Source organism: Gordonia sp. NPDC003585 (assembly GCF_040610755.1).
Classification (GTDB): domain Bacteria; phylum Actinomycetota; class Actinomycetes; order Mycobacteriales; family Mycobacteriaceae; genus Gordonia.
The window spans coordinates 1-22,968 of record NZ_JBEXMX010000014.1 but is presented as its reverse complement, the minus strand read 5'-3'; the positions used below and the strand labels follow the sequence as shown (position 1 = coordinate 22,968).

Sequence of the window (22,968 nt, the reverse complement as noted above, 5' to 3'; positions counted from 1 at the left end):
ACCGGACCTTTAAGTCGTCACCACCGCTTGGGCGTTGACCGCGACGGGTACCAACGCGCGGAAGAAGACTGCCCGCGACGAGGCCGCCCGGACCACGACGTCCGGGTCGGCGTCGGAAATCCATGCCGCCTGCCCCGCGGGAATGGTCAGGGCCGGGCCCTCGGGTGGCCGCACCTCGACCGTCCCGCTCAGGACCGCCAGGATCTGCGGTCCCGGCATGTCGAAGGAGATCGACGACGCACGATGCAGACCGGTTCCGTCCAACTCCACACGAGACAACCGAAACTCGTCGGCCGGTGTGAGATAGACGCGTTCGGCGCCGACGGTTCGGATACTCGGCGACAGGTCACCGATGTCCACCGGCGTGAAGTCGAGCACCCGCAGCAATTCCGGTACGTCGATGTGTTTGGGCGTCAGGCCTCCGCGCAGCACGTTGTCGGAGTTCGCCATGATCTCCACACCGGTGCCGCTCAGATAGGCGTGCAGGTTGCCGGCGGGCAGGTACACGCCCTCACCCGGCTCCAGGTGAACCCGATTGAGCAACAACGACGCCAGCACGCCAGGATCGAGCGGATAGGACTCACCGAGTTCCAGCACCGTGCGCAACTCGGCGGAGAAATCCGTCGACTTGTTACCCAGCTGGGCGATCGCACCGGCCAGCACCGCCGGGATGAGGAGCTTGATCGCGGATTCCGGCAGGGTCAGCCACGTGGTGAAGAGCGCGCGCAGACCTTCCGAATCCGGTTGACCGACAAGCATACCCAGGTAGGGATCGAGTTCGCTGACCTGTAGCTCACGCAGCAACCGAATGGTGTGGTGCGGATCCCGAAAGCCGGCGAGCGCGTCAAAGGGTGTGACCGCGACGATCAGTTCCGGCTTGTGCCAGGGGTCACGATAATTGCGATCGCGCGCGTCGAGGCCCAGTCCACGTGCGTTCTCGTGCTCGAATCCTTCCCGAGCCTGCTCTGCGGATGGGTGCGCCTGCAGTGACAACGGCTCGTCGGCCGCGAGTACCTTCAGCAGGAATGGCAGCCGGTCTCCGAACGCGGCCACACTTGACTCACCCAGCGCCGCAACGGGATTGGCGCTGATTGCCGTCAGTAGGTCGGTCGGCGGATCGGACTCGACCGAATCGTCGGGCCCCAGACACCGCGCGGAACCCGCGGGGTGCGAACCGAACCAGAGTTCGGCCTCGGGATGAGCCGAGGGCACCGAGCGGCCCTGCATCGCCGCAATCGCCGTCCGAGACCCCCAGGCATACGGACGTACGACACCTTCGAGCCGCTTCATCTCACCGCGTTCCCCACCAGGCGGAGGTACACCGCCGCCATCTCGACCCGCAACACCAACACCAAGTACGACAACAGGTCACCCGGACTGTCGGAGGCAACATCCTCGGCCATCGGCACCGAATACGGCTGCCGGGGCGGCGCGTCGGCCCCCGGATTCACCGCCTGGCCAAGCGTTTCGGTGTCGTCGCCGACCACCAGGACGACATCGCCGATACCGCCGATGCGCTGGCGTGTGTACCACTCGCGGGCTGCCGTCGTGGCAACCAGGATGCGTGGTGATACCTCCATCGGACCGTCGATCTCGGGATCGTAGAAAATGGAATCCGCTGATGCGTCACCCGTGCGGCGGTCGGCGACCACTGCGGACAGCCGCGCCGCGTCGCCGAGATCGGTTGCGGCACTGACGATACCGGCGATCCCGGCGAAACTGGTGGCCGCATGGGCCGCGACCACCACCCCGGCCGGACTGTCACCGGTCCACACGGTCGGTCTCGCCGCAACGGTGATGGCCAGCGATTTCGCGCGATTGTGAAAACTCTCACGAGCCGGGTGGGCCGACGACGCCTCCGCATCGAGGGCGTCGGCCACCTCGTCGAGCACCGGCACCCCGCCGCCGAACCGGATCTGCGTCAAAGCCGTGAGCACGGCGAGCAACGCCGCCACAAAACCCACAAACCGCAGGCTCGGCTCGACGTCCACGCGTGGAGACAGGTCGATGCCATTGCCGCCCAGGGCATCCCGCAGGGGCCCGGCGATCGGCGCGGCCACCACGACCTCGGCGCGGCGCCGGAGCGCACGCGCAGCGGCGTCGGCGAGAGTCATGTCTCCCGCGTCGTCGCCGGCAACCACCACCACGTCGAGTGGTCCGATCCACCCGGGCAACGCAGGCCCCGTCACCACCGGGACGTCGATTCTCGCTGCCACGGTGGCCACGACGAGACCAGCGGCACGGGCAGCTGCGCCACCACCGCCGTACACGATCACCACACTGCGCGGCCGTACGTCGGAGAGCGGCGCCAGCACACCCTCACGGGCCGCCTCGGCAATGGCACGCACCTGCGCGCCGGCGAGCGCGGCGCTCGGGAGCAGCCGGTCGATGTCCGCGGAGAGCAACTCCTCGGGATCGTCGAGATCGGGTGTACCGGTGCGCATGAGACCAGCGTAGCCAGGCATCCGGGTCGGCGCGCACAGACCGGGCACAGATCGTTTGCACGTCCGCCCACGGACTGATTCGGCCTCGACGGATCAGTCGACGGGATCGGGCAGGACCCGCAGGTGTCCGCGGCGCCCCGGGCGTGGCTTGTGCACCGAACTCGGCGGCATCAGGGCTGAACCGTCCACCGGACCGGACGCTCGATGCCGCCCGGGACGCACGTCTTCCATGCCGTCCACCGGCTGCGACGTGCCGCGTGGATAGCCGAACTGGTCGACATAGGTCTGCGATGAATGGTCGCGATCGAGGAAACCCCCGCTCCGACCACCACCGGCGACACCGACCTCGCGGACAGCCTCGGCAAGGGCCGTCAGTTCGTGATCCTCGGCCAGCGGCGCCGAGAAACCCCGCTCGCTACGCAGCATCTCCCAGCCGCGCGGCACGGTGATTCGCCGGGCATGCTCGTCACACAGATCCCACGAATGAGGTTCATCGGTGGTCGACAGTGGCCCGATGACGGCGGTCGACTCTGCGTACACGAAGGTCAACGTCGCCACCGCGGACCGGGCGCAGCCAGGCCTGCAGCACTGTCGGGGAAGCTTCACGTGACGAGATTATCCCGGCATACCGCGCACGGCCGCCACGACACGCGGCCGCACACCACTAGACTCACGCCATGCGATTCGAGCCGTCACCCGCACGCGACCGAGCTTCCCGCCGCTCACCCCGCCGGCGCCGGCCCAGCCACCGGGACCGGCGCGGGCGCGGCCTGCGAGCCCCCCTTCTGCCACAGTCCGTCCCGGCCTGGAACAGCAGATCCGACGAGTTCGACGCCGTGGCACTCGAGGCCTTCGCCGAGATCGACGCCCGCTGGCACGACCAGATCTCCGGGCTCGACGTCGCCGTCGACGACATCCCCCGACTCCTCCCCCGCGACCCCGAAACCGTGCAATGGCCCGACGAGGTCACCGCCGACGGGGCCGTGCCGCTGGCCCGACTCATCCCGGCCGGTATCGACGTACACGGCGCCCCCACCCGCGCGCAGATCATCTTGTTCCGTCGACCCCTCGAGAGCCGCGCCAAACGCGGCGCAGATCTCCTCGAACTCGTCCACGAAGTGTTGGTTCAGCAAGTCGCCACCCACCTCGGCGTCGACGAGGACACGGTTGATCGCGGGCCGGAGTGATCAATACGTTCCCGAGCGCGGCCAGCGTTTCGTTGGATCGCGGGCCGGAGTGATCAATACGTTCCCGAGCGCGGCCAGCGTTTCGTCGGATCGCGGACCCTTCCGCTGGTCGAGCCGCTACCGAGCCGCCAGGCGAGGAAGCGTGTCGAGACCACGTGACGGATCACCAGTGATCTCGACACGGTGCCTCGCTCCGCTCGGTACCGGCTCGATCAGCGGTCGAGGGTCGCCGGAGATCTGGAGAGACTCAGATGATGCCGCGCTTCAGGCGGCGACGCTCGCGCTCGGACAATCCGCCCCAGATGCCGAAGCGTTCGTCGTTGTGCAGTGCGTACTCAAGGCACTCGGCCTTGACCTCGCAGCCCTGGCAGATGCGCTTGGCCTCGCGGGTGGAGCCACCCTTCTCCGGAAAGAACGCCTCCGGATCGGTCTGGGCACACAGCGCGCGGTCTTGCCATTGATCTTCGACAGCGTCGAAGAGATCGTCGAAATCGTTGGGCACCAGCGAGAGATGCCGACGCTGGGAAGCCTCACAAGGCTCGCCGACCGTCGGCGCGGTGCGCACAGCGGTGCCACCGATCATCGAATCATCAACCGGGCCAAGGCTGTTGAACAAGCCATCGTTACCGGCGTAGCCGTCCGTGGTTTCGGAAGACGACGAAGGATCTTGGGATTCAAAAGGATTGCCGATCGCGTTGTCGAAAGCCATCGTCGGCGCCTCCTAGCTCTGGGAAGTCGTAGTCTGTCTTGTTGCTCGTCGTTCCGGCGCCCTTGCCCCGCACAATCAGCGCCGCACTCACCACCCCTGCCACACCAATTCTCGATCTTCACCATGTGCCGAGGGCCTTCGCCGCCGAGACCTCGCCGGGCGCCAACCCATCATCCGGATTCGAACACCCGAGCGAAACCGTTGCCCTTCAGCGGTTCTCGATATCAAACCAGGAATGACACTGATGTGATTACACACGCCCGGGGCGGTCGCGGTCAAGCCGAACGAGAAAATTCCTTAATACCATCGCGATCCGTCATTGGAGGGATCGACACGACGGTCGGCGTTTCTGACCGCGTACCTCACCCATTTTGCCCCTCAGTAGAGTGGCCGTGTGAAGGTGACCGTTCTTGTCGGAGGCGTCGGTGGCGCACGATTCCTGATCGGCGTGCGCGAGATGCTGGGTTCGACACCCTTTCCGCCGCCACCGGATGATTCGGGATCCGACGCCGTGGCCGAACACGAGATCACCGCGATCGTCAACGTCGGTGACGACGCCTGGATGCACGGCGTTCGGATCTGTCCCGACCTCGATACCTGCATGTACACCCTCGGCGGCGGTATCGATCCCGAACGCGGTTGGGGCCGCATCGACGAAAGCTGGCACGCCAAAGAGGAACTGGCCGCCTACGGCGCCGATCCGGACTGGTTCGGACTCGGTGACCGCGACCTGGCCACCCATCTCATCCGCACTCAGATGCTCGACGCCGGCTACCGCCTGTCGGACGTCACGGCGGCGCTGTGCCGCCGCTGGCAGCCCGGCGTCCGACTGCTTCCGGCCACCGACGACCGGCACGAGACACATGTGGTCGTCGCGAAACCCAGTGGCGCGGAAGGTGAGCGAGTCGCAATCCACTTCCAGGAGTGGTGGGTTCGGCATCGTGCCCAGATCGACACGTTCGGATTCGCCCAGGTGGGGTCGGACGACACCACCGCTGCTCCGGGGGTGACCGAGGCGATCGCCGAGGCCGATGTGGTGCTCCTCGCGCCGAGCAATCCGGTCGTCAGCATCGGCGCCATCGTGAGCGTTCCGGGACTGCGTGCAGCCCTGCGTAACACGTCTGCGCCGGTGGTCGGCATCTCCCCGGTCATCGACAATCGCCCGCTCCGCGGTATGGCCGACGAATGCCTGTCGGTGCTCGGCGTGGAGTCATCCGCCCAGGGCATCGCCGAGCACTACGGCCCGCGCAAGGGCAACGGGATTCTCGACGGATGGCTGATCGCCGATGGCGACCACGCCCAGGTCGACGGTATGACCGTCGGTTCGGCCCCGCTGTTGATGACCGACCCGCCGACGACCGCACAGATGGTGCGGGCCGCATGCGCACTGGTCGGTGTGCCCACCCCGGAGGCGAACCTCCGGTGAGTGACGTACCCCGTCAAGTCGACCTCCGACCCGACCATCGCGCACCGGGCAGCATCGAGATCCTGCCTGTCGCCGACCTGCCCGAGTTCTCCGGCGACTCCGACCTCGCAGCTGAAATCGTTCGCGCCGCACCGTGGCTCCGCTCAGGCGACGTGCTGGTGGTGACGAGCAAGATCATCTCCAAGGTCGAGGGCCGGATGGTGCCCGCCCCCACCGACCCCGACGAGCGGGACACGTTGCGCCGCAAGCTGGTCGACGACGAGTCGGTCCGCGTGTTGGCCCGCAAGAACCGGACGCTGATCACCGAGAACCGAATCGGGCTGGTCCAGGCTGCCGCGGGCGTCGACGGTTCCAACGTCCCCGCCGACCAACTCGCGCTGCTGCCGGTCGACCCCGACCTCAGTGCGGCGCAACTGCGCGAGGCACTGGCGCGATGCCACGGCGTGGACGTCGCCGTGCTCATCACCGACACCATGGGCCGGGCCTGGCGCAATGGACAGACCGACGTCGCCATCGGGGCGGCCGGGATGTCGGTCTCCCACCCGTACGCCGGCGGCGAAGACGCACACGGCAACGAACTGATCGTCACCGACATCGCGGTCGCCGACGAGGTCGCTGCCGCAGCAGATCTCGTGAAGGGGAAGCTGGCCGGCGTGCCGGTCGCGGTGGTACGGGGACTCGCTCCCGTCGACAACGGCACCACCGCAGCGGATCTGATCCGGCCGGCCGATGAGGATCTGTTCCGGCTCGGCACTGCCGAGGCGATCGAGCAGGGCCGTCGTGAAGCGGTGCGCGCACGACGTTCGGTGCGCAACTTCGCACCCGAGCCCGTACCCGCGGACGACCTCCGTGCCGCACTCGCCGAGGCACTGACGGCTCCGGCACCGCATCACACCCATCCGGTCCGCTTCGTGTGGCTGCGGTCGCGCACCCGAAGACAGCAACTCCTCGACGCCATGACGGCGGCATGGCGCGGCGACCTCGAATCCGATGGCAAGAGCGAGGATTCGATCACCCGCCGACTCCGGCGCGGCCAGATCCTCTACGACGCTCCGGAATTGGTGATTCCGTTCCTGGTTCCCGACGGAGCACACCAGTATCCCGACATCCGCCGCAACGCCGCCGAACACACCATGTTCACCGTCGCGGCCGGCGGCGCGGTCGCAACTCTGTTGATCGCCCTTGCCGTGCGCGATCTCGGAAGCTGCTGGGTCGGTTCCACGATCTTCGCTGCCCCGACGGTGCGAGCGGCACTCGAAGTTTCCGACGATTGGGAACCATTGGGCGCCATCGCCATCGGCTACCCTGCCGCACCCGCGGGGCTACGCCCGTCGGCGCCGACCACCGACTGGGTGATCGAGTTGTGAGCAGAGAGTCACTGCACACCTCCGCCGTCGAGGCGCTGACCGCGTGGAACGCACCCGACGTCGAGCAGGACGCCCTGCGGCACGCGTATCTCGCCTTCCTCGCGTCCGCGCCGGATGCGTGCCTGCGCCGCTGCGTCGCCGGTCACCTCACGGCGTCGGCGGTGGTCTTCGACGCCACCCTCGACCACGTGCTGTTGACGCTACATCCCCGCGTCGGCAAGTGGATTCAATTGGGCGGGCACTGCGAGGAGACCGACGACCGCCTCGCCGACGCCGCGTTGCGCGAGGCGCGCGAAGAATCCGGGATCGCCGACCTGGCACTGTCGGGTGGCATCGTCACCCTGCACACCCATCCGATCAGCTGCTCGCTCGGTGTTCCGACACGGCACCTCGACGTGCGCTACCGAGCAGTGGCTCCACCGACCCACGACGGCAGCCTGCCGGACATCGAGTGCAGCGACGAATCGGTGGATCTGCGCTGGTGGCCGGTGGCTGCGCTTCCGGAGACCGCACGCACCGGTGACATGTGGACGCTGATCACTCGGGGCCGCGCACGCCGAGTGGCATAGTCTCAACTGTCACCAGGCCCTTCGAGGCTCGCACCGCTCGCACCTCAGGGGGCGGATGGGACTCTTCGGACCTGGCTGCGGTGGATCAGACGCGAATTCCCTTGCCGACGGTGACCACACCGCCGGCGCTCACCGAGAACCGGTCGCGATCGTGGTCGGCGTCGACGCCGAGGTGCTCGCCCTCGCCCACGATGACGTTCTTGTCGAGGATCGCGTGGCGGACCACCGCGCCCTTGCAGACACGCGCGCCAGGCATCAGCACGCTGCCCTCGACAATGGCTCCGTCCTCGATGATCACATTCGAGGAGAGCACCGAATCCCGCACTGTGGCAGCGGAAACGATGCAACCCGCCCCTACGACCGAGTCCTGCGCGATGCCACCCTGGACGAACTTGGCCGGCGGCAGGTTGTGCGTCTCGCCGCGGATCGGCCAGCGACGGTTGTACAGGTTGAAGATCGGGTGCACCGACACCAGATCCATGTGCGCGTCGTAGAACGCGTCCAGGGTGCCGACGTCGCGCCAGTACCCCTTGTCGCGCTCGGTGGCTCCGGGCACCTCGTTGTTCTTGAAGTCGTAGACGTAGGCCGCATTGCGGTTCACGAAGGCCGGGATGATGTCCCCACCCATGTCGTGGTCGGAGTCGGGGTTGGCGGCATCGGCACGAATCGCCTCCACCAACGCCTCGGTCGTGAACACATAGTTGCCCATCGACGCGAACGTCGCATCCGGGTCGTCGGGCGTCCCCGGCGGATCTTTGGGCTTCTCGAGGAACCGGGTGATCAGTCCCGATTCGTCGGAGTCGATGCACCCGAAGGCAAATGCCTCCGAGCGTGGCACCCGGATCCCGGCGACCGTCACGTCTGCGCCTGCCTGGATGTGCGCCTCGACCATCTGCGACGGATCCATGCGATAGACGTGATCGGCTCCGAACACCACGATGTACTCGGGTTGCTCGTCGGTGATCAGGTTCATCGACTGGAAGATCGCATCCGCACTGCCGGTGTACCACCGCGGGCCCAAGCGCTGCTGCGCCGGCACCGGCGTGATGTACTCACCGTGAAATCCCGATGTCCACCAGGTCTGCGAGATATGACGGTCGAGTGAATGCGACTTGTATTGCGTCAGCACGCAAATCCGCTCATAGCCGGCGTTCACCAGATTGGACAGGACGAAGTCGATCAGGCGGTACGCACCCCCGAAGGGCACCGCAGGCTTCGCACGGTCCATCGTCAATGGGTACAGGCGTTTACCCTCACCGCCTGCGAGAACGATTCCGAGCACGTGCGGCTGTGATCTCACACGTCAAACTTAACCGCGATCGATGCTCGAGGCCATACGAATCGACCGGCAGGTCGCAGCCTCTTACGTGTTTCGCGACACCGTTGGCGAACTCGGCTCGTTGGCACTAGCGTCGTCACCATGAGGGTGGCCATGATGACGCGTGAGTACCCACCCGAGGTGTACGGCGGCGCCGGCGTACACGTGACCGAGCTGGTGCGCCACCTCCGAAGCCTCGCCACCGTCGACGTGCACTGCATGGGAGCGCCCCGAGAGACCGCGCATGTCTACGAACCGGATCCGGGGCTCGCCGGAGCCAACGCGGCCATCACCACACTGTCGACCGACCTGCGGATGGTCGTCGGCGCTGCCGGTGCCGACGTGGTGCATTCGCACACCTGGTACGCCGGGCTGGCGGGGCACCTGGCCGGCGAGCTCTACGGCGTTCCGCACGTGCTCACCGCTCACTCGCTCGAGCCGATGCGCCCCTGGAAGGCAGAACAACTCGGTGGCGGCTATCGCGTATCGAGTTGGGTGGAGCGCAACGCCGTCGAATACGCCGACGCCGTCATCGCGGTGAGTTCGGGTATGCGCAACGACGTCTGCCACACCTATCCCCGACTCGACCCCGATCGAGTCCACGTGGTGCGCAACGGGATCGACACGACATCCTGGTACCCGGTCGACGACCCGTTCGGCCCGGAGTCGACGCTCGTGTCCCTCGGCGTCGACCCCACTCGACCGATCGTCGCCTTCGTCGGGCGGATCACCCGCCAGAAAGGCGTCGCCCATCTCGTCGCCGCGGCGCACCATTTCGATCCGTCCATCCAATTGGTGCTGTGCGCGGGCGCACCGGACACTCCGGAGATCGGCGCCGAGGTGGAGTCGGCGGTGGCCGCGCTTTCCGAATCCCGACCGGGTGTCTTTTGGGTGCGGGAAATGCTGCCCCATCCACGCATCCGCGAAATCCTCACCGCAGCAACGGTCTTTGTGTGCCCATCGGTGTACGAGCCGCTCGGCATCGTGAATTTGGAAGCGATGGCTTGCAGCACAGCCGTGGTCGCATCCGAGGTCGGCGGCATACCTGAGGTCGTGCGCGACAACGTCACCGGTCGCCTCGTCCGGTATGACCCGGTGGACCCGCGCGGGTTCGAAGCAGGTCTCGCCGACGCCGTCAACGCGGTCGTGACCGACCCGCAGACTGCGGAGGCCATGGGCATCGCGGGCCGAGAGCGTGCCGAATCCGAATTCTCCTGGGACACGATCGCGGCACAGACACTCGAGGTCTACCAGTCCGTCATGCACTGAAGATGCACTGACGATCAGCAGATCGGTTCACGCCGATCTGCCGCACACGGTGATGGCCACCGACACCGTGACCTCGACGACGCCGTCGCCGGCGAGAGCATGTGCGAGCGCATCGATCTGGCCGGCATCGAGATGGAATGCCGACGGACCCATCCCGGCCAGGTCGGCCACCACGGGCGCCGGAATCCGGACCGAGTACGTCAGCTCATTTTCGACGAGAACCTCGACGTGATCGTCCAGAGCGGCGTGCACGCGTGCGGTCTTGGCGTCGTCCACCGACAACATGTGCATCGGCGCGATGATCTCACCGAGGTGCCCGGGTAGCGGGCGAACCACGATCAGCCGGCCGTCGGGGCTCAGCACGCGGGCGAACTCGGCTGCGTTGCGGGGCGAGAAGATCGACAGCAGTACTGCGACACAGTCGTCGGCGACCGGCAGGCCACGCCAGATGTCGGCGGTCACCGCGGTCACCGCGGGTTCACCACGCACCAGTGCTCGCGCGCATTGCCGCGACAGGTCTATCCCCAGACCACGTGCGTCGGCACCTCGATCGGCCGCCTCCCGTAACACGGCCCGCAGGTAATGCCCGCCACCTGCACCGGCGTCGAGAACCAACGGGCGCCGCCCTGGATGCGCGCCGACGATGGCCACCGCACCCACTTGCGCGGCTGCGTCCACCACGGGATCGAACACGCCGGCGCTGTGGACACGGTCACGTGCGGCAACCATGTCGGCGGTGTCGGCGCGAAGAGCACCAGATCGTCCGTCGAGCAGCGAGACGTACCCCTGGCGGGCGACGTCGAAAGAATGTGCCGCACCGCATCGCAACGAGCCGCCGACGACATCGAAGGGTTCACCACACACCGGGCAGCGCAGGACATCGAGCGCCTGCGCGATCCCGTCGAGACGACCCGGTCGCGCGTCGCGTGAGTGCGGCACCGGATCGGTGGGCGACGTATGGGCGGTCAGTGTTGCGGGGTCAGCCGGTGACCCCGCGCAATTCCTCCCCGAGCGCGGCAGCCTCGTCGGCCGTCAGCTCGACGACCAGGCGTCCGCCGCCTTCAATCGGAATCCGGACAACGATCCCACGTCCTTCCTTGGCCGCTTCGAGGGGCCCGTCCCCAGTACGTGGCTTCATTGCCGCCATTCTCAAGCTCCCTTCAACGACGACCTGCTAGAGACATGATACGTGCCGAGGTCCTCCGATCCTGCCAGGCATGCTGCGTGCGCCGATCAGGTCTGCGCAGGATCGGCGACGTCGACCGGTCCGGACGTGGCCGAATCCACGTTTCCGACGGCCGCGTCGGACGAGTCCTGAGATACGTCCGCGTCATCGTCATCGGGTTCCCACGTCTGGAACGCCGGCTCGGCGGCACCGACATCCGCGGTGGCATCGGACGGGCAGACACGCTCGTTGCGTGCGTGCAGATCGGCGAGTGAGCCACGGAGTTCGTCGATCTCTGCGGCCAGGCGGGCCAGCGCCCAATCGACCTCGGACTGCTTGTAGCCACGCAGGGTCTGTGCGAAGCGCAGTGCACGGACGTCGTCGCTCGTGATCCCCGAAGGCGGCAACGTGGTCAGCGTCGTGCCCCGTTCGATCGGCGGCAGATCCTCGCCCCGACCGAACGCAAACCACACCACAGCGAAGACAGCCGCGACGACGATCGCCATGATCAGCAAATACAGCAGTATCGTCTGCATGCGTTCAATCTTGGCAGACGGCCGTGGCGGCACCGTTGGGCGCCGGGGAACTTGGCATCATCGACACTGTCGTCGGCCCCGGCACACCGGTAGGGTCAGGCCGTCGTCAGGAAGCCATCTCCTCGTCGTCGATCTCCGCGGGGCGGATGGTGTTCATCGGCGGTCGGTCTTCGAGATAGACCTCGGTGGTGTGCGGCGTGAACGAACCGTCGGGTTCGGCGGTGAACTGGGTGAGGCCCACCCCGGAGTCGTCGAGCTTGCAGCGGCGCATCAGCGTCCCCACAATCTGTCGGCTCATGACGCCGAGCTCGATGAGCGGACGATTGCGATGTGTCCGCACACCGAGGTTGACCTGGCCGATACCGGTGAGGCCGTACTTGTCGTAGGTGTCGATCAGCAGGCCGATCTCCACGCCGTAGCCGGGCGCGAAAGGCACCGACGACAGCAGTTCGCGAGTGCCGGCGTATTCGCCACCCAGCGGCTGCAGCACCGCCGTGAGGTCCGGCTTCTGCGACGCCAGTAGCGGGCGGGCAACGAGTTCGGTGACCCGGCCACCGCCGTTGGCATCCTGGGTGCCGCCGGTCCGCAACGGGCGCCGGTAGTAGCCCTTGACCAGATGGATGTCGGGGTTCACGAGCAGCGGGCCCAGCATCTTGGGTACGAACATGGGGTCTGGGTCGATGAGGTCGGAATCGACAAAGGCGATGAGGTCGCCGGTCGTCACCGCGATCGACCGCCACAGCACCTCGCCCTTCCCCTTGATGGGGTCGAGTTCGGGCACGGCCTCCTCACGCGAGATCACCTCGGCACCCGCGGCGCGGGCCCGTTCGGCGGTCGCATCCGTCGAGCCGGAGTCGAGGACGATGAGTTCGTCGACGAGCGTGCCCAGCAGCGGACGGATCGTGGCGATCACGTCGGCGACGGTCTCCTCCTCGTCGAGCGCGGGCAGGACCACCGACACGGTGCGTCCGTCCTTGGCTGCGACGAGTTCGTCGATCGTCCAATCGGGCTGTTCCCACGTGTGAGTCGACGACCAGCGCTGCTTGCTGGTCGCGGTCTCGGCGGGAGTGGGCCAGATCGCTGTCCGGTCCCGGTTGTTGACGGCGCTCGGATGGGTTCGTCTTACCTGTTTGGTCATGCGAGTCCCCTGACTGTTCGGGCGGGAGGTCTTGTTCCCGCTATGGCAGCGACCATGTCGACCACGCGACGAGTGGCAGCCACCTCATGCACACGAAAGATCCGGGCGCCGTGTTCGGCACTCAGAGCGGTCGCAGCGAGGGTGCCCTCCAACCGTTGTTCGAGATCCACACCCAGAGTCTCCCCCACAAAGTCTTTGTTGCTGAGCGCCATCAACACAGGCCAGCCCGTATTAACAAGATCTTTTACGTGGCGTAACAAGGCCAAACCGTGGTGGGTGTTCTTGCCAAAATCGTGCGTCGGATCGATAACGATCGAGTCTCGGGCAACTCCGGCGTCGGCTGCACGGGCAGCGGCCGTGGTGAGTTCGGCGACCACTTCGCCGACGATGTTCTGGTAGCCGACGCGGTGTGGACGGGTGCGGACCGTGGCGCCACCGGTATGAGAGCAGACGATGCCCGCACCGCGGGTCGCGGCCACGTGCACGAGGTCTGGGTCGGAGCCGGCCCAGGTGTCGTTGATGAGATCCGCACCGGCCGCGCATGCGGCATCGGCCACGTCCGAACGCCAGGTGTCGACGCTGATGAGCAGGTCGGGGTGCGTCTCACGAATCCACGCGATCATCGGTACGACGCGTGCGGCTTCGGTGGCGGCGTCCACATGCTCGCCCGGTCCCGCCTTCACACCGCCCACGTCGACGATGTCGGCGCCTTCGTCGACCACACGGGCAATGCGGGCCTGCGCGGCGTCGTCGGCGAAGCTCGCACCCTTGTCGTAGAAGGAGTCCGGGGTGCGGTTGACGATCGCCATCACGAGAGCGCGGTCGGTTGGGACCGGGCGTCCACACAGCGTCGGCGACAGAGCCGGCGTCGAGATCATGTCGCCCACAGTAGTGATGCGGCCGGGCAACCCGTCGCGCCAGTCCCGCCGGCTGAGGCGCGAGCCTGCGAGCCTCGAAGCCCCTGGTGAGCTGACATTGTCGCCTCACCACGCCCTTCGAGGCTCGTCGCCAGGGCTCCTCGCACCTCAGGGAGCGGTTGGCGGTTTGTGCACCTGAGACCCGACTCTGCAGATCAGTTCTTGGGCGCCTTCGCGGCTGCCACATCGTCGGGATAGGAGTCGTAATACTTCACGTACCCATCGGACCGGCCGGCCAGTGCGAACAACGTGTCGTCGCCGGTCTTCTCGTAGGCCTCCTCGCGCAGTTCGACCTTGCGACTCTTGAAGGTCGAGGTCTGCTCGAGCTGGTCGACGACGCGGATGAACAACGGCACGGCATAACCCGGCAGTACGTCGTAGAGGTGGTCGGCGATCTTCTTGCCGTCCAGATCGGCGCCGTCACGCACGGTCACCGCGGCCATACCGGCCTTGCCGTCGGTGCCGGGGATCTCCACCCCGAACACCACGGACTGCGAAATGGCGTCGATGCCGTCGAGTCCGGCCTCGACCTCGGTGGTCGCCACGTTCTCGCCCTTCCAGCGGAACGTATCGCCCAGTCGGTCGACGAACGCGATGTGCGAGAAACCCTGATCGCGGACCAGGTCACCCGAGTTGAACCAGGAGTCGCCGTCCTTGAACGCGTCGCGGATGATCTTCTTCTCGGTCTCCTCCGGATCGGTGTAGCCGTCGACCGGCACGCGATCGTTGATCCCGGAGATGAGCAGACCGGTGCCACCACGACCGACCTTGGTCAGCCGGCCGTCGGAGTCACGCTTGGGCGCGCCGTCCTCGTCGTACTCGACAATCGCGTACGGCAGCGGACAGAAGCCCGCGGTGCGGCTGGCGCTGAACGCATTCACGAACACCAGATTGAGTTCGCTGGCGCCATAGAACTCGACGATGCGGTCGATGCCGAACCGCTCCCGAAACTCGTCCCAGATGTCAGGTCGCATACCGTTGCCGACGCAGAGTCGCACCGAATGCTGCCGGTCGGTGGGCTTCTCGGGCTGGGCCAGCAGGTAGCGGCACAACTCGCCGATATAGCAGAACGCAGTCGCCCGGTTGAGGATGACGTCGTCCCAGAACTTCGACGCCGAGAACTGCTTGCCGATGGCGATGCAGGCACCGGCCGCGAGGACCGACGACAGCGACACCGATAGTGCGTTGTTGTGGTACAGCGGCAGCGGCACGTACATGGTGTCGCTGTGCCGCAGCCGTACGGCCAGCCCGCCGATACCCGACATGCTCGCCAGCCAGCGGTTGTGGCTCATCACGCTGGCCTTGGGGAGTCCGGTGGTTCCCGAGGTGAAGATGTAGAAGGCTTCCGTCGCCGCCGGCAGTGTCTCGGTGACCGAGGGGTCGGTCTCCGGCTTCCCGTCGGCCTCGGCGTCGAACTCGGTGAAGTCGAAGACATGCTCGGGCAGTGCCTCCGACGGAATCGACTCGAAGGCCTCGGCGCACTGCGGGTCGTGCACCAGCACGCGAGCGCCGAGCAACGTCATGCTGTGCTCGATGACGCTGCCACGCTGGTTGTAGTTCAGCATGCCGGCGATCGCGCCCAGCTTGACCGTCGCGAGCATGAGGAACAGGTCGGTCGGACAGTTCTTGGACAGGATCGCGACCACATCACCCTTGGCCACCCCGTTCTCGGCCAGCACCGCGGCGTAGCGATTCACCCGGCGATTGGCCTCACCGTAGGTGGTGGTCTTGCCCTCGAACCGCACGAACGGCCGATCCGGATGCGCTTGCGCATGCCTCTGGAAGATCGACCCGATGGTGCGTTTGGCATCGGCGGGACGACGGATCAGTCCCGGCGCGTGCTTGATCATGTGATGGGCCTGTGGCGCCATCTTCACGACACCTCTGACCAGGTCCTTTATTCCAACGACAGACTTGGTGTCGTGAGAGGGCATTTGCAGGTCTCGCTCTCCGGTAATGGATGACGACAGTGGACGACGACAACGCGCGTTGACGATGTCAACACACCTTACCGGTCAGTAGCAAGAGGCTCCGCGACAACATCCCCTCGACCCGCCACAAGTGCGAGCGCCCCCGCCACCGAGTCGGTGACCAGGAGCCGATCGAGCGATCGACGCGCGACAAACCCCTGCCCGGCCAAGTCTTCCAGCCAGGTGCGCAACGGCGCATAGAAATCGAAGGGATCGAGCAGGATCACCGGTTTGTCGTGCATTCCGAGGTATCCGGCCGTCCACGTCTCGAACAGTTCCTCGAGTGTCCCGATGCCGCCGGGCAGCGTGATGAACGCATCCGACCGCTCATCCATCATGCGTTTGCGTTCGCGCATGGTCTCGGTGATGACGAGTTCGTCGGCGCCCAGATCGGCGACCTCGCGTTCCATGAGTGCCCGCGGGATGATGCCGATCGTCGTGCCGCCCGCAGCGCGAGCCGCCTCGGCCAGCGCACCCATCATCGAGATGTTGCCGCCGCCGGAGACGGTCACGTGGCCGGCGCGGGCCAGCGCACCGCCCACCTCGGCAGCCAGGTCGAGATAGCGCTGCTCGACGCGCCCCGACGCGCAGTAGACACAGACCGCACTCATGGCTTGACCGACCCGCTCGTCGATCGTCCGGCTCGCGCTGCGTCGATGATCTCGACCGCCTCGGCCGGCTCGTCGACCAGATACAGGAGGTCGAGGTCGTCGGCGGAGATCATCTGCTTGGCGAGCAGCACGTCGCGCATCCAGTCCACCAGACCGGACCAGTGGTCGCGTCCGACCAGCACGATCGGGAACCGCACGACCTTCTTGGTCTGCACGAGCGTGAGTGCCTCGAACATCTCGTCGAGGGTGCCGAATCCACCCGGCAGGCACACGAAGGCCTGTGCGTACTTGACGAACATCGTCTTGCGCACAAAGAAGTAGCGAAAGTTCATGCCCAGGTCGACCCACGGATTGAGGTGCTGTTCGAAGGGCAGCTCGATGTTGAGTCCGATGGACTGGGCGCCGGTATGGAACGCGCCTTGATTGGCGGCCTGCATCGCTCCCGGTCCGCCACCGGTGATCACCGCATAGCCCGCCTCCCCCAGCGCGCGGCCGACCGCCACCGACAGGTCGTAGTCGGCAGTTCCCGGAGCGACCCGCGCCGAACCGAACACGGTGACGGCCTCGGCGACCTCGCTCATCGCGTCGAACCCTGCGACGAACTCCGACTGGATTCTCAGCACGCGCCACGAGTCACGCATGGTCCGTTCGGCGCGCAACGTGCTGTCGCGGGGATCGATCCATTCGAGGAGACGGCGGTCGGTGGTCTGACTGCGGCGGCCGTCGTCGCGTCGCACCCGCATCGGCCCGATGTAGCAGGTCTCAGGGGTCGGGTCGTCCTCGGGCGAGGAGGTCGGCTGGTTTCCGGTGCTGGGCGCCATGCCGTCACGGTAAGGCATGCGGGGCCGGGGCACGATCAGGACAGGTAGGTGCGCAGGATCTCGGCGACCTCGGTGATCTGACCGACCGGGACACGTTCGTCGACGCGGTGCGCGAGATTGGGGTCGCCGGGTCCGAGATTCACCGCCGGGATGCCGCGCGCCGAGAACCGGGCGACGTCTGTCCAGCCGTATTTGGCGCGAAAACGTCCGTCTGCGGCAGCGACCAGTTCGGCGGCGGCCGGATTACTCAAGCCGGGCAGGGCGCCCGGAGCCGAGTCGGTCACCGCCAATTGCACTGTCCCGGCGGCGAGGTCGGCGGTGAAGACCTCACGGATGTGCTCGACGGCCTGTTCCTCGGACCGGTCCGGCGCGAATCGGAAGTTGACGTCGACGTAGGCCTCGTCGGGGATCACGTTGCCCGCCACACCGCCGCCGACCCCGACCGCCGACAGCCCCTCGCGATACTCGCAGCCGTCGATGTCGACCCGCCGCGGCGAGTACGACGCCAGGGTGGTGAGCACTCCACCGAGTTTGTGAATCGCGTTGTCCCCCATCCACGATCGCGCGGAATGAGCGCGGGTCCCGGCGGTCGACAAGCGAACTCGGACGGTGCCCTGACAGCCGGCCTCGATCTGTCCGGCGGTCGGCTCCCCCAGGATCGCGACATCACCGGCCAACCACTCCGGCAGTTCACGCTCGAGGAAACCCAGCCCGTTGTAACGTGCGGCGATCTCCTCGCAGTCGTAGAAGATGAGGGTCAGGTCGGGTTCGGGATCGCGCAAGGTCGCGGCCAGATGCAGGAACACCGCATCGCCCGATTTCATGTCGACCGTGCCGCATCCGTGCAGGACATCCCCCTCGGCCCCGTCGCGCTCCCGGCGATGCGGCAGGTTTCCCGCAACCGGGACGGTGTCGAGGTGGCCGGCCAGGATCACCCGTCGGTCGCGTCCACGATTCGTCCGCGCGAGCACGCGGTTCCCATGCCGCAGCACCTCGAATCCCGGCGCCTGTGCGCGCAGAGCAGCCTCGACCGCGTCGGCGATGCTCGCCTCGTTGCGCGACTCGCTCTCGATATCGACCAGCGCGGCGGTCAGATCGATGGGGTCGGCGGTGAGATCGAGTTCGACGCTCGGCATGGGTTCACCGTAGCCGCCGGGACCTGCGTGTGGTCGGCTCCCCTCAAGGCGCGGTGAGCTTGGCTGCGCCAAACGCAACTGTGCAGGCGCTCCTCAGGGTGCCGCGAGTGTGGCCGCGCCAAACGAGACGCTGAAGCGAACGCACCAGAGGAAGACGGCCGGATAATCTGCCAGGTCGACGTTGGCGGGGATGGCGTACACCTGATTTCCCCTGTTCCCCTTGATCGGTCCGAGGTCGACGTTGTTCGCGTCGGCCGCGGTCCGCCAGCCGCCGACGCCTTCTTTCACCTCTCCGTCGGACAACCATACGTGCACGTCGGGACCGGTTGTGGTGTCGAGATTCTCGATCGCGAGAACCCTTGTGCCGTCGGGCTTCTTGATGACCGACACCTTGCCCGAGGTGTCGTGCTCGTGGCTGATGAGGGTGCCGGTGGACAAGATCACGGAGGCGCCGGGTTGCGGTGTTCCCGACGCGTTGGGCGGCGCGGTCACCGCCACCGGGATCTCGTCGTCGACCTCGTTGTCGACGAAGATCAGCCAGGGCTGAAACAGGAAGGCGCCCACGGCAAGCGCGATGACGAGAAATACGCCGAGGAAGCCGAGAATCCACGGCCAGCGCCGCTTGCGACGTGGCGGAGCCTGAGGAGAAGCCAAATCGGACATATGCCGAGATTAGGGCGCGAGGTTCCGCTCCACCAGATGGTTCGCCCGAATGCATGACAGCAGCCGTCTTTCGGGCGCCGCTCCTGTGTCCGAAACGTTCATGACCGCACGCCGTGGACGACGCTAGCGTCGATGCCATGAGTGCAATCGATCGCAAGCCCACCGCGAACGCGCTGTCAGTGGTGGTCGAGGACATGGCCGCCGCCCTCGACTTCTATCGCATGTGCGGACTCGACATCGCCGAGGGCGCCGAGGCCGCACCACACGCAGAGGCGGCGATCGGCGGCTTTCGCATCATGTTCGACACCCACGACGTCGTGAGGACCCTGCTACCTGGATGGGAACCCGGTCACGGCGGACACAAGATGGCGCTGGCATTCGAATGTGACGAACCGGACGGGGTCGACCGCATGCACGCGGCGCTGATCGGTGCGGGCCACCGATCGTCTCTCGCACCGTTCGACGCCGTTTGGGGCCAGCGCTATGCGGCAGTCCACGATCCGGACGGTAATGTCGTCGACTTCTACTGCGCGCTCGGCACCTGAGTGGTGCTGTTCATAAATCCGTCCGGGGTATTCGGTGGAGCGATGGACGACTGGCAAGGCGGAGGAGGGAGCGATAGCGGCGCTATCGTGACCGACGACAACGCAGCCAGTCGTTCATCGAACGCCGAAGACCCCCGACGAATTTCTGGACAGGACCACTAAGTCCGAGTCGAGAGTATGAACTGCGTTGGCGCACAACCCGTGAAGCCGACGAAGTCGCGATACATGTGTGCATAGTCGGAGTACCCGCAGGCGGCCGCGATATCGCTGAGTTCGACGTCACCGAATCGCGCAGACCTCACGGACATCATGGTCGTCGCGCGCCGCATCCGCAGGATGCGTGCCAACGTCTTGGGACCATAACCGAAGTACCGCAACGCCTGTCGGTGAAGCGAGCGCTCCGACAGCGCGGCATCGTCCGCACATTCGGAGACCGTCCGACCGCTCGCGAGCGCGTCGACGACCCGCGGTACCCAGTTCGGCGGTGGCCGACGTCGCTGCGCGCACCACAGTTCGAGATCACGATCGGGTGCGACGGATGCACGCAGCCGGTCCTCGAGTCGCTCCACGTCACTTCGCGACCAAATGTCGGAGCCCGCCACCTGCGAACCAACCAGTTCGGCAGCGGATACGCCGAGAAGGCCGGGGGCGTGACCGGGGTCGAACCGTATGCCGGTCATCGTGGTGGCGGAGCGGACGACCGAAACGGTCGACGAGCGGTCCGGTCCGGCAACCAGCACCGAATCCCCCGTCCAGATCACGTCCATGCACCCGTCGGGGTCGATACGCACCGGTCCCGCAGAACGCTTCGCCTGCCACACGACTGCCGGAAGCGTGGCACAACGCCACTCGCCATATGAGCCAGGTGATTCGGCCGTCACGGATTCCAGTATGACGCACCGGTAGACTGACCTCCCGTGACTACAACTGGCGCAATCGCAACAGGTATCGCGACCGTGACCAACGGCGGATCGGCCGATCCGGGCGTTGTTCTCGACGCATGGTTCCCCGAACCCGAACTCGACACCGTGCAGGCATCGGAAACCGTCATCCTCGACGCCGACAGCACGCCGGCGCACCTGGCCGAATTGGTCGGGGTCGACGAGGCGCGTGGGGTCAAGGTTGTGGCGATCCGCACCACCATCAGCGATCTGTCGTCGGCTCCAATCGACGCCTACGACGTCTATCTGCGGCTGCATCTGCTCTCCCATCGGCTCGTCGAGCCGCACGGTGCCAGCCTCGACGGGCAGTTCGGCCTGCTCTCCAACGTGGTGTGGACCAATCACGGCCCATGCGCCGTCGGCAACTTCGAGTCGGTGCGCGCCAAGCTGAAACTGCGGGGTCCCGTCACCGTCTACTCGATCGACAAGTTCCCGCGCATGGTCGACTACGTGCTGCCCGGCGGCGTGCGCATCGGCGACGCCGACCGCGTCCGTCTCGGGGCGCACCTCGCGGCAGGCACCACCGTGATGCACGAGGGTTTCGTCAACTTCAACGCGGGAACGCTGGGATCGTCGATGGTCGAGGGCCGAATCTCCGCGGGTGTCGTCGTCGGTGACGGGTCCGACGTGGGCGGCGGTGCGTCGACGATGGGCACGCTGTCCGGCGGCGGCAAGGAGATCATCTCGCTGGGCAAGCGGTGCCTGCTCGGTGCCAACTCGGGTTGCGGTATTCCACTCGGCGACGATTGCGTCATCGAAGCGGGCCTCTACCTCACGGCGGGCACCAAGGTCACGGGTCCCGACGGCACCAGCATCAAGGCGCGCGAACTCGCCGGTCAGTCGAACCTCCTGTTCCGCCGCAACAGCCTTACCGGCGCCGTCGAGGTGGTGCCGTGGAAGGGCGACGGCATCGCATTGAACGAGATGCTCCACAAGCACAACTGAGCGCCAACGCGCGCCACAGAGTCGTCCGGCCGATCGACTGACGGTCGGACGACGCCTGCGCTTCCTTCGATCCGGATGCCTCGGCGACGACTCCCCAGGAGGAAACGTGCCGCTACAGCCCGGATCGACCTTCGCGGGATATCAGATCCTGACCCTGCTCGGAAGCGGCGGCATGGGCCAGGTGTTCCTGGTCGAGCATCCGCACCTCAAGCGACGGCAGGCACTGAAGGCGATATCCGGTGCCGGTCAGGGTAACCCGGATTTCGAACGGCGGTTCACCACCGAAGCCCAGACCGCTGCGGCGCTGAGCCACCCGGGCATCATCACCATCCACGACTTCGGCATCACTGAGTCGACGCCCTGGTTCACGATGGAATACCTTGCCGGACAAGACCTTTCCGGACAGGGTCTGTCGAAGGCCGAGGTGTTGCGGGTCATCACCGACGTCGCTGCGGCCCTCGACTTCGCCCACCGCAATGGTGTCATCCATCGAGACATCAAGCCCGCCAACATCATGACCCCGCGCAACCCTGACACCGGCACCATCGAACGCGTCGTCGTTCTCGACTTCGGGATCGCCAAGCTCGCTGAGGCCAGATCGGCGACGCCACCGAAACCAGTCGGCCCACTCCGACGCGCGTCTCCGGCCTCACCACTGCCACGAGCATCAGCACCGACGCGAAGACGACCTGTGTGACTTCCAACGGGTCCGCCTACTGCTGGGGGTTGGGCACTTCGGGTCAACTCGGCGACGGTACGACGACCGACCGGACTTCCCCTGTGCGCGTGGGCACCCCGGCCACGTGACAGGTAGACAGCGGACTACATCGCCGATCCGAAGAGTACTGCTGGTGAGTCGATAGTGTCCTCTCACCAGGTCCCCGCGGCTCGGACTCGCGCCCGGCGGGGGTGTGCCGACGAGTCAGCGACCCACCCGCGGACGTCGTCGGCGATCGTGGAGGTGGGAAGAGTGTCGTCGTCGAGCATGAACGCACGATCCGTTTGAAGTTGAGCCCGGATCCCGGGCTCAACTTTAAACGGATCAATGGCCGGCCGACTACGCGGTTGCCATGAGTGCGCAGCGGCGGCATTCTCGTCGGCGGCGCGAACCGGCGCCACAAAAGTAGGGGAAGAAACTTCTTCCCCTACCCTTGGAGTCCTCCCCCAGAAAATTCTCGCGGACGACTATGAACCCCGGGGCAGCCTCAATCGGTCGACGCAACAGGCCTCGTGTGAGAGGTAGCCGGTATGGGCAGGGCGGTAGCGCCGGAAGCGTTTTGGGTAGCGATCG

25 protein-coding genes are annotated in these 22,968 nt (G+C 66.4%); 9 read left to right on the top strand and 16 right to left on the bottom strand.

Annotated features, from left to right (window positions below; genetic code table 11):
• Positions 1-9: 9 nt before the first annotated feature.
• From manA to ABZW74_RS05590, 3 genes are all read right to left on the bottom strand, one after another.
• Positions 10-1,290, bottom strand: a complete 1,281-nt coding sequence (gene manA / locus ABZW74_RS05600) for a mannose-6-phosphate isomerase, class I (RefSeq protein ID WP_240859182.1) — start codon at positions 1,288-1,290, stop codon at positions 10-12.
• On the bottom strand, positions 1,287-2,444 hold the full coding sequence (locus ABZW74_RS05595) for a hypothetical protein (RefSeq protein ID WP_355274736.1): 1,158 nt from the start codon (positions 2,442-2,444) through the stop codon (positions 1,287-1,289). The genes manA and ABZW74_RS05595 overlap by 4 nt, the downstream gene beginning before the upstream one ends.
• A gap of 93 nt (positions 2,445-2,537) precedes the next feature.
• A complete protein-coding gene (locus ABZW74_RS05590; RefSeq protein WP_355274733.1) occupies positions 2,538-3,050 on the bottom strand; it encodes a DUF3499 domain-containing protein in 513 nt (170 codons plus the stop codon).
• Positions 3,051-3,121: 71 nt separating this feature from the next.
• On the opposite strand from ABZW74_RS05590, the gene ABZW74_RS05585 reads away from it, so the two are divergent.
• On the top strand, positions 3,122-3,631 hold the full coding sequence (locus ABZW74_RS05585) for a metallopeptidase family protein (RefSeq protein WP_355274730.1): 510 nt from the start codon (positions 3,122-3,124) through the stop codon (positions 3,629-3,631).
• A gap of 247 nt (positions 3,632-3,878) precedes the next feature.
• Here the strand turns inward: ABZW74_RS05585 and ABZW74_RS05580 are convergent, their stop codons facing one another.
• Complete coding sequence (locus ABZW74_RS05580) at positions 3,879-4,136, bottom strand: WhiB family transcriptional regulator (RefSeq protein WP_240859231.1); 258 nt, start codon at positions 4,134-4,136, stop codon at positions 3,879-3,881.
• Positions 4,137-4,734: 598 nt separating this feature from the next.
• On the opposite strand from ABZW74_RS05580, the gene cofD reads away from it, so the two are divergent.
• From cofD to ABZW74_RS05565, 3 genes are read left to right on the top strand one after another with little or no spacing between them, the layout of a single operon-like run.
• Positions 4,735-5,766, top strand: a complete 1,032-nt coding sequence (gene cofD, locus ABZW74_RS05575; protein ID WP_240859175.1) for a 2-phospho-L-lactate transferase — start codon at positions 4,735-4,737, stop codon at positions 5,764-5,766.
• On the top strand, positions 5,763-7,133 hold the full coding sequence (locus ABZW74_RS05570) for a coenzyme F420-0:L-glutamate ligase (RefSeq protein ID WP_355274726.1): 1,371 nt from the start codon (positions 5,763-5,765) through the stop codon (positions 7,131-7,133). The genes cofD and ABZW74_RS05570 overlap by 4 nt, the downstream gene beginning before the upstream one ends.
• The gene (locus tag ABZW74_RS05565; protein WP_355274723.1) at positions 7,130-7,702 is read left to right on the top strand and encodes an NUDIX domain-containing protein; all 573 of its coding nucleotides are present in this window, start codon (positions 7,130-7,132) and stop codon (positions 7,700-7,702) included. Before ABZW74_RS05570 ends, ABZW74_RS05565 begins: the two co-directional genes overlap by 4 nt.
• 85 nt (positions 7,703-7,787) lie before the next feature.
• On the opposite strand, the gene glgC is transcribed toward ABZW74_RS05565, so the two are convergent.
• Positions 7,788-9,002: a glucose-1-phosphate adenylyltransferase gene (glgC, locus tag ABZW74_RS05560; RefSeq protein ID WP_240859169.1), complete on the bottom strand. Its 1,215-nt coding sequence runs from the start codon at positions 9,000-9,002 to the stop codon at positions 7,788-7,790.
• A 120-nt stretch (positions 9,003-9,122) separates the two neighbouring features.
• Between glgC and glgA the strand changes: the two genes are divergently transcribed.
• Positions 9,123-10,289 carry a glycogen synthase gene (gene glgA / locus ABZW74_RS05555; RefSeq protein WP_240859167.1) on the top strand — a complete coding sequence of 389 codons (1,167 nt, stop codon included), beginning with the start codon at positions 9,123-9,125 and terminating at the stop codon, positions 10,287-10,289.
• Positions 10,290-10,316: 27 nt separating this feature from the next.
• Here the strand turns inward: glgA and ABZW74_RS05550 are convergent, their stop codons facing one another.
• The 10 genes from ABZW74_RS05550 to ABZW74_RS05505 form a co-directional block, all read right to left on the bottom strand.
• A complete protein-coding gene (locus tag ABZW74_RS05550) occupies positions 10,317-11,228 on the bottom strand; it encodes a putative RNA methyltransferase (protein WP_240859165.1) in 912 nt (303 codons plus the stop codon).
• A 40-nt stretch (positions 11,229-11,268) separates the two neighbouring features.
• Positions 11,269-11,436: a DUF3117 domain-containing protein gene (locus ABZW74_RS05545; RefSeq protein ID WP_004019232.1), complete on the bottom strand. Its 168-nt coding sequence runs from the start codon at positions 11,434-11,436 to the stop codon at positions 11,269-11,271.
• A gap of 86 nt (positions 11,437-11,522) precedes the next feature.
• Positions 11,523-11,990, bottom strand: coding sequence for a DivIVA domain-containing protein (locus tag ABZW74_RS05540; RefSeq protein ID WP_240859163.1), 468 nt, complete (start codon positions 11,988-11,990; stop codon positions 11,523-11,525).
• Positions 11,991-12,096: 106 nt separating this feature from the next.
• Positions 12,097-13,128: a glucosyl-3-phosphoglycerate synthase gene (locus tag ABZW74_RS05535; protein ID WP_240859161.1), complete on the bottom strand. Its 1,032-nt coding sequence runs from the start codon at positions 13,126-13,128 to the stop codon at positions 12,097-12,099.
• Entirely contained in the window at positions 13,125-14,006 is an 882-nt protein-coding gene (gene folP, locus ABZW74_RS05530) for a dihydropteroate synthase (RefSeq protein WP_355274715.1), read from the bottom strand. Before folP ends, ABZW74_RS05535 begins: the two co-directional genes overlap by 4 nt.
• Positions 14,007-14,200: 194 nt before the next feature.
• Positions 14,201-15,979 (bottom strand): long-chain-acyl-CoA synthetase, encoded by a 1,779-nt coding sequence (locus tag ABZW74_RS05525; RefSeq protein ID WP_240859157.1) that lies wholly within the window; start codon positions 15,977-15,979, stop codon positions 14,201-14,203.
• Positions 15,980-16,053: 74 nt separating this feature from the next.
• Positions 16,054-16,626: a TIGR00730 family Rossman fold protein gene (locus tag ABZW74_RS05520; protein ID WP_240859155.1), complete on the bottom strand. Its 573-nt coding sequence runs from the start codon at positions 16,624-16,626 to the stop codon at positions 16,054-16,056.
• Positions 16,623-17,447: a TIGR00730 family Rossman fold protein gene (locus tag ABZW74_RS05515; protein WP_240859153.1), complete on the bottom strand. Its 825-nt coding sequence runs from the start codon at positions 17,445-17,447 to the stop codon at positions 16,623-16,625. The genes ABZW74_RS05520 and ABZW74_RS05515 overlap by 4 nt, the downstream gene beginning before the upstream one ends.
• A gap of 35 nt (positions 17,448-17,482) precedes the next feature.
• On the bottom strand, positions 17,483-18,583 hold the full coding sequence (gene dapE, locus ABZW74_RS05510) for a succinyl-diaminopimelate desuccinylase (protein WP_240859152.1): 1,101 nt from the start codon (positions 18,581-18,583) through the stop codon (positions 17,483-17,485).
• A 93-nt stretch (positions 18,584-18,676) separates the two neighbouring features.
• The gene (locus tag ABZW74_RS05505; protein WP_355274709.1) at positions 18,677-19,246 is read right to left on the bottom strand and encodes a DM13 domain-containing protein; all 570 of its coding nucleotides are present in this window, start codon (positions 19,244-19,246) and stop codon (positions 18,677-18,679) included.
• 137 nt (positions 19,247-19,383) lie between these two features.
• Between ABZW74_RS05505 and ABZW74_RS05500 the strand changes: the two genes are divergently transcribed.
• Positions 19,384-19,791, top strand: coding sequence for a VOC family protein (locus ABZW74_RS05500; RefSeq protein WP_240859148.1), 408 nt, complete (start codon positions 19,384-19,386; stop codon positions 19,789-19,791).
• Between the two features lie 158 nt (positions 19,792-19,949).
• Here the strand turns inward: ABZW74_RS05500 and ABZW74_RS05495 are convergent, their stop codons facing one another.
• A complete protein-coding gene (locus ABZW74_RS05495) occupies positions 19,950-20,672 on the bottom strand; it encodes a helix-turn-helix domain-containing protein (RefSeq protein WP_355274707.1) in 723 nt (240 codons plus the stop codon).
• Positions 20,673-20,708: 36 nt separating this feature from the next.
• Between ABZW74_RS05495 and dapD the strand changes: the two genes are divergently transcribed.
• From dapD to ABZW74_RS05480, 3 genes are all read left to right on the top strand, one after another.
• Positions 20,709-21,677 carry a 2,3,4,5-tetrahydropyridine-2,6-dicarboxylate N-succinyltransferase gene (dapD, locus tag ABZW74_RS05490; RefSeq protein ID WP_240859144.1) on the top strand — a complete coding sequence of 323 codons (969 nt, stop codon included), beginning with the start codon at positions 20,709-20,711 and terminating at the stop codon, positions 21,675-21,677.
• Between the two features lie 106 nt (positions 21,678-21,783).
• On the top strand, positions 21,784-22,374 hold the full coding sequence (locus ABZW74_RS05485; protein ID WP_355274704.1) for a serine/threonine-protein kinase: 591 nt from the start codon (positions 21,784-21,786) through the stop codon (positions 22,372-22,374).
• A complete protein-coding gene (locus tag ABZW74_RS05480) occupies positions 22,371-22,484 on the top strand; it encodes an RCC1 domain-containing protein (protein ID WP_355274702.1) in 114 nt (37 codons plus the stop codon). The genes ABZW74_RS05485 and ABZW74_RS05480 overlap by 4 nt, the downstream gene beginning before the upstream one ends.
• Positions 22,485-22,968: the final 484 nt, after the last annotated feature.